Source organism: Streptomyces sp. NBC_00536 (assembly GCF_036346295.1).
GTDB lineage: Bacteria > Actinomycetota > Actinomycetes > Streptomycetales > Streptomycetaceae > Streptomyces.
Map to the genome: position 1 here is coordinate 772,954 of NZ_CP107819.1, position 12,137 is coordinate 785,090.

9 protein-coding genes are annotated in these 12,137 nt (G+C 70.2%); 3 read left to right on the top strand and 6 right to left on the bottom strand.

Features of this window, described 5'->3' with window-relative positions:
* Nucleotides 1-134: 134 nt before the first annotated feature.
* Nucleotides 135-881: an L-ribulose-5-phosphate 4-epimerase AraD gene (gene araD, locus OHS33_RS03295; RefSeq protein WP_330328859.1), complete on the bottom strand. Its 747-nt coding sequence runs from the start codon at nucleotides 879-881 to the stop codon at nucleotides 135-137.
* Between the two features lie 337 nt (nucleotides 882-1,218).
* On the opposite strand from araD, the gene OHS33_RS03300 reads away from it, so the two are divergent.
* Nucleotides 1,219-2,295: a LacI family DNA-binding transcriptional regulator gene (locus OHS33_RS03300; RefSeq protein WP_443065202.1), complete on the top strand. Its 1,077-nt coding sequence runs from the start codon at nucleotides 1,219-1,221 to the stop codon at nucleotides 2,293-2,295.
* Between the two features lie 123 nt (nucleotides 2,296-2,418).
* On the opposite strand, the gene OHS33_RS03305 is transcribed toward OHS33_RS03300, so the two are convergent.
* The 5 genes from OHS33_RS03305 to OHS33_RS03325 all read right to left on the bottom strand — a co-directional run bounded on the left by OHS33_RS03305 (nucleotide 2,419) and on the right by OHS33_RS03325 (nucleotide 8,440).
* The gene (locus OHS33_RS03305; protein WP_330328861.1) at nucleotides 2,419-3,543 is read right to left on the bottom strand and encodes an aldose epimerase family protein; all 1,125 of its coding nucleotides are present in this window, start codon (nucleotides 3,541-3,543) and stop codon (nucleotides 2,419-2,421) included.
* Nucleotides 3,544-3,654: 111 nt separating this feature from the next.
* Complete coding sequence (yjfF, locus tag OHS33_RS03310) at nucleotides 3,655-4,677, bottom strand: galactofuranose ABC transporter, permease protein YjfF (protein ID WP_330328862.1); 1,023 nt, start codon at nucleotides 4,675-4,677, stop codon at nucleotides 3,655-3,657.
* Entirely contained in the window at nucleotides 4,674-5,774 is a 1,101-nt protein-coding gene (locus OHS33_RS03315; RefSeq protein WP_330328863.1) for an ABC transporter permease, read from the bottom strand. Before OHS33_RS03315 ends, yjfF begins: the two co-directional genes overlap by 4 nt.
* Nucleotides 5,771-7,333, bottom strand: coding sequence for a sugar ABC transporter ATP-binding protein (locus OHS33_RS03320; protein WP_330328864.1), 1,563 nt, complete (start codon nucleotides 7,331-7,333; stop codon nucleotides 5,771-5,773). The genes OHS33_RS03315 and OHS33_RS03320 overlap by 4 nt, the downstream gene beginning before the upstream one ends.
* Nucleotides 7,334-7,444: 111 nt before the next feature.
* Nucleotides 7,445-8,440, bottom strand: coding sequence for an ABC transporter substrate-binding protein (locus OHS33_RS03325; RefSeq protein ID WP_330328865.1), 996 nt, complete (start codon nucleotides 8,438-8,440; stop codon nucleotides 7,445-7,447).
* Between the two features lie 329 nt (nucleotides 8,441-8,769).
* Between OHS33_RS03325 and araB the strand changes: the two genes are divergently transcribed.
* Nucleotides 8,770-10,464, top strand: a complete 1,695-nt coding sequence (gene araB, locus OHS33_RS03330) for a ribulokinase (RefSeq protein WP_330328866.1) — start codon at nucleotides 8,770-8,772, stop codon at nucleotides 10,462-10,464.
* Between the two features lie 82 nt (nucleotides 10,465-10,546).
* Nucleotides 10,547-12,058 carry an L-arabinose isomerase gene (gene araA / locus OHS33_RS03335; protein ID WP_330328867.1) on the top strand — a complete coding sequence of 504 codons (1,512 nt, stop codon included), beginning with the start codon at nucleotides 10,547-10,549 and terminating at the stop codon, nucleotides 12,056-12,058.
* Nucleotides 12,059-12,137 lie beyond the last annotated feature (79 nt).

Consider the following 12,137-nt stretch of genomic DNA (forward strand, 5'->3'; position numbering starts at 1 on the left):
TCGGTGGAGGGGCGGAGTGGGAGCGCTCCCAATCAAGCCAGGCACCGGAAGGACCCGTCAAGTCACCGGCCAGAACCGGTAGTTGACCGAACCGCATCACGAGACCGAACCGCGTCGCGAGGCGGTGCGCGGCCTCAGACGCCCGGGGCGTGAGGGGTGTGAGGGGCGTTGCCGTAATAGGCGTCCGGTCCGTGCTTGCGGGTGAAGTGCCGCTCCAGCAGATGCCTCGGCGGTTCGGAGGTGTCTCCGAGGCGGGAGCCGAGCGCCAGCGTGTGCAGCGCCATCTCCGCCACGGCCTCGCAGACGATGGCGTTCTCCAGCGCGGCCTTCGCGGTGGCGCCCCAGGTGAAGGGGCCGTGCCGGGAGACGAGCGCGCCGGGGACCTCGTCGGCCCGGCGGGGGTCGCCGTCGAGCCGGGCGACGATCACCTGTCCGGTGTTGTACTCGTAGTCCCGCGCGCACTGCTCGGCGGTGAGGTCCGCCGTCACGGGGACGGGCCCGTTGAAGGTGTCGGCGTGCGTCGTGCCGAGCACGGGGATCGGGCGGCGCGCCTGGGCGAAGGCGACGGCGTGCGTCGAGTGTGTGTGGGTGACGCCGCCGATGGAGGGGAAGGCCCGGTAGAGGCACCGATGGGTTTCGGTGTCGGTGGACGGCCTGAGGTGTCCGTCGACGACCCGCCCGTCCTCCAGCGCCACCACCACCAGGTCATCCTCGGTGAGGTCGGCGTAGGACACCCCGGACGGCTTGATGACGAAGACGCCGGCGTCTCGATCCACTCCACTGACGTTTCCCCAGGTGAGGGTGGCCAGCCCGGCCTCCGGGATGCGCAGGTTGGCCGCGAGGACCTCTCGACGGAGGTCCTTGAGAATGGTCTCGCTCACTACGCTCTCACCGTCTGTCTGGCATGCGCGGCGGTTTCTCCGGGACCGGCTTCCCGCCGGCCCCGCGGTCGCGCATGAGCGGGCTGGACTGTTCGGGGGCCGCACCGGGCATCACGGCTGCGCTGTCGCAGCCATCCCACCCACCCGGCTGCCCCGATCGAATTGTTAACGCTAACAAGCATTAAACTCAAGAGGTACGAGAAGATTCGTGCCCACATCATGCGACCAACGCTGCATAATGTGAACGCCCACATCGACCCTGGTCGACATGACTCCCGGTCGGTCCGAGACATGTGCGGGCCGCGGCTGGTTCGATACCCTGAGGGAAGGCCGCTCGATGAGGAAAGGAAGAGAGTTGACCCAGCTCCCAGACGTCTCGCGAGCGCCCACCATGACGGACGTGGCACGCGTCGCCGGCGTGTCCCATCAGACCGTTTCGCGGGTGCTCAGCGCCCACCCGAACGTCAGCGCCAAGACCCGGGCCGCCGTGACGCTGGTCATCGAGCAGCTGGGGTACCGCCGCAACTCGGCAGCCCGCGCCCTGGCCACTCGCCGGACCCACACGCTGGGTGTCATCGCGGTGAACACCACTCTGCACGGGCCCGCCAGCACCGTGGCGGGGGTTCAAGAGGCGGCTCGGGACCGCGGCTATCTGACGTCCGCCGTCACACTTCGGACCGCCACGCAGACGGCCCTCGCCGAAGCCATGCAGCACCTCGCCGGGTGGGGCGTGGAGGGGATCGTCGCCGTCACTCCCCAACGCGCCGCGGTGAGGGCCCTGGCCGCATTGGAAGCACCGTGCCCGGTGGTCACCGTGGAAGGCGGCCACACCCTCGACCTGCCGGGGGTGTCGCTGGACCAGAGCCTCGGCGCTCGCATGATCACGGAACATCTCCTCGCTTCGGGCCACGCCACCGTGTGGCATGTCGCGGGCCCTCCCGACTGGCTTGAGAGCGAGGCCCGCACCCAGGGATGGGAGGACGCGCTCCGAGATGCCGGCGCCGAGGTGCCGCCCCTGCTGCGCGGCGACTGGAGTGCGCTGTCGGGATACCAGGCCGGCCAGCAGCTCGCGGGCCGGTTCCGGGCGTCACGAGGGCGGGGAGCGGGCCTCACCGCGGTGTTCGTCGCCAACGACCAGATGGCCCTCGGTGTCCTACGAGCCTTGCGCGAGGCGGGCCTGCGCACGCCGGAGGACGTGGCGGTCGCCGGCTTCGACGACATCCCCGAGGCCGAGTTCTTCCCGCCCCCGCTGACGACGATCCGTCAGGACTTCGCCTCGATCGGCCGCGACAGCATCGGGCTGCTCCTGGACCACATCGAAGGCCGGACGGACGAGTCGACGCACCTGGTCGTGGCGCCCGAGCTCATCGTGCGCGCCAGCACGGCCCGCAGGATCACTTCCCCCGGGGCATGACCCCCACCTGATCCCCACCCGCCCGGTGCCCTTGCGGTACCGGGGTACCGGGGTACCGGGCACGAAAGCCGCTGTCCGGTGCCCCCGCGGCACCGGACAGCGGCGATGACCGGCGCCCCCCTCTCAGGCGGTGACCGTGGTGAAACTGTGGATCGTGGTGGACCGGTACAGCTCGCCCGGGCGCAGCAGGACCGTCGGGTAGTCGGGGCGGTTCGGTGAGTCCGGGAAGTGCTGGGTTTCCAGCGCGACCCCCGCGTAGGCCTGGTAGGGCCTGCCTCCCTTGCCCGTGATGTCACCGGTCAGGCCTTGGGCGGTGTAGACCTGGATGCCCGGTTCCGTGGTGAGCACGTCCATCCGGCGGCCGGATGCGGGGGCGTACAGCACGGCGGCCTTGCGGGGCCGGGCTCGCCGGGCGCCGTCGAGGACCCAGTTGTGGTCGAAGCCACCACCGGCGAGGGCCAGTTGCGCATCCGTATGGGTCAGCACGTCGGAGAGCCGCCGGGGCCGGCGGAGGTCGAACGGCGTGCCGCTGACCGAGCGGTGGGGGCCGTCGGGGATCAACTCTCTGTCGACGGGGGTGTGGAGGGGTGCCTCGACCTGGAGGTGGTGGGCCAGGACGTTGCCGCGCCCCTCCCCTTCGAGGTTCCAGTAGGCGTGGTTGGTGAGGTTGACGATCGTCGGCGCGTCGGCGACCGCCTGGTACGACAGGGTCAGGTTGTCGTCCCGGTCCAGCGTGTAGGTGACGCGGACGTTGAGGGCGCCGGGGAATCCCTGGTCGCCGTCGGGGCTGTGCAGGAACAGACGGACACCGGTGCGGTGCGCGGAGTGGAAGGGTTCGCACCGCCACACACGCTGGTCGAACCCGTCGGGACCGCCGTGCAGGGTGTGCCCGGTCTCCTGGGTGGCGAGCCGGTGGGTGACGCCGTCGACGACGAGCCGGCCGCCGGCGATCCGGTTGGCGTAACGGCCCACCGTCGCACCGAAATAGCGTGCGGAGCCCTCGCAGGCGCCGGGGTCGCGGGCGGCGAGCACCACATCGGCGGTGTGGCCCCAGCGGTCCGGCAGGATCAGGGAATGGAGGCGGGCGCCGCGCGTGTGGACCTCCGCGCAGGCCCGGCCGGGGAAGCCGAACCGCCACCTCTCCCCCGGTCCTTCATCATCCAGGCGCAGGGGGCGGACCGTCCGCGGACAGGCGGCAGTCCGCGTGGGTTCGGCGGCCTGATCGACGGATTCGCATGCGTTTTCCATGGCAGTTTCCCTGGAAGTCGGTCCACCGGAGGGCGCGCCGGGAGGCGGGCTGTGATCGCGGCGCGCGAACGCGGTGGCACGGGCTGATGGGCTACGGAGCCGGAGCCGGGGTCAGTCGGCGGCCGGGCGGCGGCCGCTCATCAGGCGTTGCAGCACGATGAACACGAGCAGCAGGGCGCCGATGACGATCCGGGTCCACCAGGAGCTGAGCGTGCCCTGGAAGTTGACGACCGTCTGGATCATGCCGAGGACGAGCACGCCGAGGGCGGTGCCCAGGACGAAGCCGGAACCGCCGGTCAGCAGAGTGCCGCCGATCACGGTGGCGGCGATCGCGTCGAGTTCCATGCCCATGGCGTGGAGGGCGTAGCCGGAGAGCATGTAGAAGGTCAACAGCAGGCCGCCGAGTGCGGAGCACAGGCCGCTGACGGCGTACACGGCGATCTTGGTGGAGCCCGCCGGAAGACCCATCAGGCGTGCGGAGGACTCGTTGCCGCCCAGCGCGTACACGTTGCGGCCGAAGCGCGTGTGGTGCAGTACGACGAAGGCGATCACCAGCACGGCCAGGGCGATGACCACGGGGATCGAGACGAACAGTCCCCCCGGGCCGTACAGCCGGGTCTGCGCGATTCCCTTCGTGGTGGGGTCGTTGATCGTGATGGATTCCGTGCTGATCGTGTAGCAGAGCCCGCGGGCGAGGAACATGCCCGCCAGGGTCACGATGAACGGCTGGATCTCGAAGGTGTGGATGATCCAGCCCATGAGCGTCCCGCTCGCGGCGCCGGCCAGCAGGACCAGTGGAATGACGGCGGCCAGGGGCCAGCCGTGCGATTCGACCAGCCAGGCGGTGAGCATGGTCGACAGGGCCACCATGGAGCCGACGGACAGATCGATGCCGCCGGTGAGGATGACGAAGGTCGCTCCGACCGCGACGACCAGGAGGAATCCGTTGTCGATCAGCAGGTTCAGTACGACTTGCGCGGAGAGGAAGCCCTCGTAGCGCACCGATCCGACGCCGAACATGACGACCAGCAGGACGGCCGTGACGATCAGTGGGATACGGGTGCGGGTGCGCGGGGACACGGTCGCGAAGGGGCGGGTGAGGTGCGCGGCGGCGCTCGCGATGCCGGTACTCATGCGCCTGCCTCCTGCTGCTGCGGGGCGGCGCCCGCCGTGGTGTGGGGTCGGGGAGTGGTCGTCCCGCGGCGGCGCAGGACCTTGGCCCGGAAGACCGGGGACTGCACGAGGCAGACGACGATGACGACGAAGGCCTTGAAGACGAGGGTGGTCTCGGGCGGGACACCGAGGGTGTACACGGTGGTGGACAGGGTCTGGATGATCAGGGCGCCCAGCACGGTGCCGCCGAGGGAGAAGCGTCCTCCGGTCAGGGCGGTGCCTCCGACGACGACGGCGAGGATCGCGTCGAGTTCGATCCACAGGCCGGCGTTGTTGCCGTCGGCACTGGAGACGTTGGAGCTGATCATCAGCCCGGCGACGGCGGCGCACAGCGCGCTGAAGACGTAGACCAGGGCGAGCAGACCGCCGGCGCGGATACCGACCAGGCGGCTGGCCGCGGGGTTGCCGCCCACGGACTCGATCAGCATGCCGAGCGCGCTGCGACGGGTGACGAAGGCGGTGAGCGCGACGAGGACGGCCGCCAGAAGGACGGCGAAGGGGAAGGTCAGCCAGTAGCCGCCGCCGATCATCTTGTACGGGGCACTGGTCACGGTGATGATCTGGCCGTCGGTGATCAGCTGGGCGACACCGCGGCCCGCGACCATGAGGATCAAGGTGGCCACGATGGGCTGCACCCCCAGCCCGGACACCAGGAAACCGTTGGCCACGCCGAGCACGAGGGCGACGCCGAGCGCGAGGGCGACGGCCGTGAGCATGGTGGCGACGCTGCCGGGATGTGCGGCGGTGGAGATGTGCCCGCAGGCGAGGGCGCCGGCGATGGCGACGGTGGAACCCACCGAGAGGTCGATCCCGCGGGTGGCGATGACCAGGGTCATGCCGAGCGCCACCAGGATGAGGGGCGCACCGAACTGCAGGATGTCGATGAGGCTGCCGTAGAGGTGGCCGTCGCGTATGCGGACGGAGAAGAAGTCGTGGTGGAACGCGAGGTTGCCGAGGAGCAGGGCGAGCAGGATGAGCGCGGGCCACAGCAGGCGGTGGCCGGCCAGTCGTCTCCCGACTCCGCCGGCCGCCTCGGACTTGGCGGGCTGGGTGGTCATGAGTCCGTTCCGGTGGCGATGGTCGTGAGGAGGCGTTCGGGCGTGACGGTGTCATCGTTCGCGAGGGTGGCCACCATGCGGTGGTCGCGGAGCACGGCGATGCGGTGGCTCAGGCGCAGGACCTCTTCGAGTTCCGCCGAGATGAACAGCACGGAGGTGCCTTCGCCCGCCAGGCGGGCCACGAGTTTCTGGATCTCCGCCTTGGCCCCGATGTCGATGCCCCGGGTGGGTTCGTCGAGGATCAGGAGCCGGGGGGCGGTCAGCAGCCAACGCGCCAGCAGGACCTTCTGCTGGTTGCCTCCGCTGAGGTGGCGTACCTGCGCTTCGGGGTCGCCGGGGCGGATGTCGAGGGCTTCGATCCAGTGCCGCGCCAGTTCGTCCTGTTTCGCCCGGGCCAGCGGCCTGGTCCAGCCGCGGGCGGCCTGCAGGGCGAGGATGATGTTCTCGCGGACCGTGAGCTCGCCCACCAGTCCCTCGGACTTGCGGTTCTCGGAGCAGAACGCGATGCCCCGGGCGATGGCGTGGCGGGGGGTGCGCAGGACCACCTTCTCGCCCTCGATGCTCACTTCTCCGGAGTCCGCGCTGTCCGCGCCGAACAGGAGGCGCGCCACCTCGGTGCGGCCCGAGCCCAGCAGGCCGGCCAGTCCGATGACCTCGCCGGCATGGATGTCGAGGTCGTACGGCTCGATCGAGCCCGTGCGGGTCAGCTGTCGCGCCTGGAGGAACGGCTCGCCGGCCGCCCGTTCGGCCGCCTCCTCGTGGGCACGGCCGGACAGCTGGTCGAGGGTGGCCAGTTCTCCGCCGATCATGCGCTGTACCAGCGTCACCGGCGTGAGTTCCCCGATGGGGTACTCGCCCTCCAGTTGGCCGCCCCGCAGGATGGTGACGCGGTCGCAGAGGTCGAATACCTGGTCGAGGAAGTGCGTGACGAACAGGATGGCCACACCGCGGTCCCGCAGGCGCCGCACCAGGGTGAAGAGCTGGGCGACCTCCTCGCGGTCCAGGCTGGAGGTGGGTTCGTCCAGCACGAGCACCTTCGCCGAGACGTCCACCGCCCGGACGATGGCGACCAGTTGCTGCACCGCCAGGGAATGCGCATCGAGCAGACTGGTGACGTCCAGGTCGAGATCCAGTTCCGTCAGCAGCTCGGCCGCCCGCTGCCGCATCGCGGACCAGTGGATGAGACCGAACCGGCGCGGTTCGCGCCCGATGAGGATGTTCTCGGCGACCGAGATGTTCGGGCAGAGGTTCACCTCCTGGTAGACGGTACTGATTCCGGCCCGCTGCGCCTGGAGGGGGTCCGCGAAGGTGTGGGGCCGGCCGTCGACCACGAGGGTGCCGCCGTCGGCGGGGTGCACACCGGTGAGCACCTTGATCAAGGTGGACTTCCCGGCGCCGTTCTCGCCCATCAGGGCGTGCACCTCACCGGGGAAGAGCCGCAGGGCGACTCCGTCGAGGGCGAGCACGCCCGGGAACTGCTTGCGGATGCCCTGGGCTTCCAGGACGGGTCGCGGACCGCCCGCGTCCGTGGGCCGCGGGGTGGTGGACGGGGATGCCATCCGCCCTCCTCTCATGGGTGGGGTGGTGGAGCGGGCTGCCGACGGTGGAGGAGGCACCGGGGCCTGGTGCTGTGGCCGGGTGGCCTCCTCCCGCACCGGAACCCTGCTGTGTCAGTAGTTCCGGGACGGCAGCGCGGCCGCCGCCTTGTCCTGCGGGAAGACACCCTCCTGGGTCTCGATGCGGGGCGGCACGCTCTCCCCCGCCGCGACCTTCTTGGTCAGCTCCATCAGCTGGTCACCGAGCATCGGGTTGCACTCCACCACGACGTTGATCTTGCCCTCGGTCATTGCGACGAAGGCGTCCTTGATCCCGTCCACCGAGATCACCTTGATGTCCGTACCGGGCTTCTTTCCGGACTCCTCGATGGCCTGGATGGCGCCGAGGGCCATGTCGTCGTTGTGGGCGTAGAGGACGTCGATGTTCTTCTGGGACTTCAGGAACGCCTGCATGACCTCCTTGCCCTTGGCACGGGTGAAGTCGCCCGTCTGCGAGGCGACGATCTTGAACTTGCCGTCGGAGCGGATGGCCTCGGCGAAGCCGGCCTTGCGGTCGTTGGCGGGTGCGGAGCCCGTGGTGCCCTGAAGCTCGACGATGTTGACCGGGCCCTGCTTGTTCGCATAAGCGGCGGTCAGCCACTCGCCCGCGGACTTGCCCTCCTTGACGAAGTCCGAGCCCAGGAAGCTCTTGTAGAGGGAGGTGTCCTTGGTGTCCACGGCGCGGTCGGTGAGGATGACCGGGATGCCCGCGTCCTTGGCCTCCTTCAGCACCGTGTCCCAGCCGGACTCCACGACCGGCGAGAAGGCGATGACGTCGACCTTCTGCTGGATGAAGTTGCGGATCGCCTTGATCTGGTTCTCCTGCTTCTGCTGCGCGTCGGAGAACTTGAGGGTGATCCCGGCCTTCTTCGCCGCCTCCTGGACGGACTTGGTGTTGGCGGTGCGCCAACCGCTCTCGGCGCCGACCTGGGCGAAGCCAAGCGTGATCGTCTTGCCGGATCCCGCCTTGGCCTCCGAGGGGGAGCTGGGGGCGGGGGCGCTGGTCGAGCAGGCGGTCAACGAGGAGGAGAGAAGGGCGGCGGTGAGGACGAGAACTGCTCTGCGAGCCATGTCGGGTGTCCTTTCAGGGTGTACGGAAGAGGCGCCGCACGACCGGGGCCGGGCTTGACCCCATGGGACCCCGGGGGCGCTGTCGCATTGTGAGCGCTAACAAGCCGCGTTCTCAACCCCCTTGCGCGCGTTACCTGTCCGTTACCATGTCAGGTGCGACAACGAGGGCGGCATCCGGCTTTTTGCGACCCTCAACCCCAAGCCTCTTGCCTACCGACATTGTTAGCGCTCACACTGTGGGGACCGCCCGGCCGACCGCCAGGATCGCGGGCGGCAACGCCGTCTGCCGGGCCGTCCGCCGCCCCACGGCTCCTTCGAAAGGCACTCCGTTGACCTCACCCCGCCCCCTCGCGCCCACCCCGTATTCCGAGGAATCGGAGCAGTACACGGTCGGCGTCGACTTCGGCACGCTGTCGGGCCGCGCCGTGGTGGTGCGGGTTCGCGACGGTCAGGAGCTGGCCGCGGCGGTCCACGTCTACCGGCACGGCATCATCGACCGCTATCTGCCGCACGGCGGTGCGCCGCTGCCTCCGGACTGGGCCCTGCAACACCCCCAGGACTGGCGGGACGTACTGCGTCACGCCGTCCCACACGCCCTGGCGGCGGCCGGGATCGATCCCGCGGCGGTGATCGGCATCGCCACCGACTTCACCGCCTGCACCGTCCTGCCCACACTGGCCGACGGGACCCCCCTCGCCGAGACGGAGCTCGCCGGACGGCCGCACGCGTGGCCCAAGCTGTGGAAGCACCACTCCGCCCAGTCGCATGCCGACCGCATCAACGAACTCGCCCACGCCCGCGGGGAGAAGTGGATCGCCCGCTACGGCGGCAAGATCTCCGCCGAGTGGCAGTTCGCGAAGGCCCTCCAGGTCCTGGAGGAGGATCCGCTCGTCTACGACGCCTGCGCGCGGTGGATCGAGGCCGCCGACTGGATCGTGTGGCAGCTCACCGGAACCGAGTCCCGCAACGCCTGCACCGCCGGATACAAGGGCATCCACCAGGACGGCGCCTACCCGAGCGAGGAGTACCTCGCCGAGCTGAACCCCCGGTTCGCCGACTTCGCGCGCACCCGCCTCGAATTCCCCCTCTCCGCACTGGGCTCACGAGTGGGCTCGCTCAGTACCGAGGCGGCAGCGTGGACGGGATTGCGCCCCGGCATCGCCGTGGCCGCGGGCAACGTCGACGCCCATGTGACCGCGGCGGCGGCCCAGGCCGTCGAGGACGGCCAGCTGCTCGCCATCATGGGCACCTCCACCTGCCACGTCGTGAACGCCCCCGTCCTCGCCGACGTCCCCGGCATCTGCGGTGTCGTGGCCGGCGGGATCGTCGAGGGGACCTACGGCTACGAGGCCGGCCAGAGCGCGGTCGGCGACATCTTCGCCTGGGTACTGGACCAAGGCGTCCCCTCGGACTACCTCACCGAGGCCGCCGACCGCGGCGAGGACCTGCACACCCTGCTGACCCGCAAGGCCGCGGGCCAGCCGGTCGGCGGACACGGACTGGTCGCCCTCGACTGGCTGAACGGCAACCGTTCGGTCCTCGTCGACCACCACCTCTCCGGGGTCATCGTGGGCCTCACCCTCGCGACCCGCCCCGAGGACGTCTACCGCGCGCTGCTCGAAGCCACCGCGTTCGGCACCCGCGTCATCGTCGAGGCCCTGGAGACGGGCGGCGTACCGGTGTACGAGTTCATCGTCGCCGGCGGACTGGCCAAGAACGAACTGCTGATGCAGATCTACTCCGACGTGCTGCGCCGCCCCGTCTCCCTGGCCGCGTCCGACCAGGGCCCCGCCCTCGGGTCGGCCATCCACGCCGCCGTGGCCGCCGGCGCGCACGCGGACGTGCGCACGGCCACCGCCGCCATGGGCCGCCGGCTGCCCGCCGTCTACACGCCCGACGCCTCCCGGGCCGACGCCTACGACGCCCTCTTCGCCGAATACCGGCTCCTGCACGACCACTTCGCCGTCGGCGGCCTGCTGCACCGGCTGAGGAGCATCCGCGACACGACCCACACCGGGGGCTGACCCCGCCCCGCTGTCCGCAACCAGTTCCCCACCCGCCCGCCGCCCTCACCCTCGTAGCGGGACGTCACCTTCAGGAGTCCATGTGCCCAGCCCTACATCTCCCGCCCAGGAAATCTGGTTCCTCACGGGCAGCCAAGGCCTGTACGGGGAGGAGACCCTGAAGCAGGTCGCCGAACAGTCGCAGCAGATCGCCACCACCCTGGCCGAAGCCTCCGGCATTCCCGCACGTGTCGTGTGGAAGCCGGTACTGACCGACGCCGACGCCATCCGCCGGACATGCCTCGACGCGAACGCCGACGACCGGTGCATCGGGCTCATCGCCTGGATGCACACCTTCTCGCCGGCCAAGATGTGGATCGCCGGACTGGACGCGCTGCGCAAGCCGTTGCTGCACCTGCACACCCAGTCGAACGTGGCCCTGCCCTGGGACACCATCGACATGGACTTCATGAACCTCAACCAAGCCGCCCACGGGGACCGCGAGTTCGGGCACATCCAGGCCCGTCTCGGCGTCCCGCGCAAGACCGTGGCCGGCCACGTCAGCGATCCGGTCACGACCGCACGCGTCGCGATCTGGGCGCGGGCGGCCGCCGCGCGGTCCGAACTGGCCACCCTCAAGGTCGCCCGCTTCGGCGACAACATGCGCGACGTGGCCGTCACCGAGGGCGACAAGGTCGAGGCCCAGCTGCGCTTCGGTGTCTCCGTCAACACCTACGGCGTCAACGACCTGGTGGAGGTCGTCGACAGCGCGGACGAGAGCGAGGTGGCCTCCCTCGTCGAGGAGTACGCGGACCTGTACCACCTGGCGCCGGAACTGCGACCGGGCGGCGAACGGCACGACTCGCTGCGTTACGCGGCCCGCATCGAAGCCGGCCTGCGCACCTTCCTCGAAACGGGCGGCTTCGGGGCCTTCACCACCAACTTCGAGGACCTGGGCGGACTGCGCCAGCTGCCCGGCCTCGCGGTCCAGCGGCTCATGGCCCAGGGCTACGGCTTCGGCGGAGAGGGCGACTGGAAGACCTCCACCCTGCTGCGCGCCCTCAAGGTGGCCGCCACCGGTCTCCCGGGCGGCACCTCCTTCATGGAGGACTACACCTATGACATGACTCCCGGCAACGAGCTCATCCTCGGCGCGCACATGCTGGAAGTCTGCCCCACCATCGCGACCGCCAGGCCCAGCGTTGAGATCCACCCCCTCGGCATCGGCGGGCGGGAGGACCCGGTGCGCCTGGTGTTCGACGCGGCCCCCGGCCCGGCCGTGGTGGTCGGGCTCGCCGACCTCGGCGACCGCTTCCGCCTGATCGCCAATGACATCGACGTGATGGCACCCCCTCACCCGCTGCCCGCCCTGCCCGTCGCCCGCGCGGTCTGGCGGCCGCGCCCCGACCTGCGGACCTCCACCGAATCCTGGCTGACGGCCGGAGGACCGCACCACACCGTCCTCAGCACCGCCCTCACCTCCGACCACCTCGACGACCTGGCGGAGATGCTCCGCGTGGAACTCGCGCTCATCGACGAGACCACCACCCCGAAGCAGTTCCGGCGCGATCTCCGCTGGAACCAGGCGTACCACCGCCTCGCACTGGGACTGTGAACGGCGGGACGCGTAGCGGCCGGGCAGGCCCTGAGGGCCTGCCCGGCCTCGTCGTACGCGGAGCCGTCTCCGGGCGGGG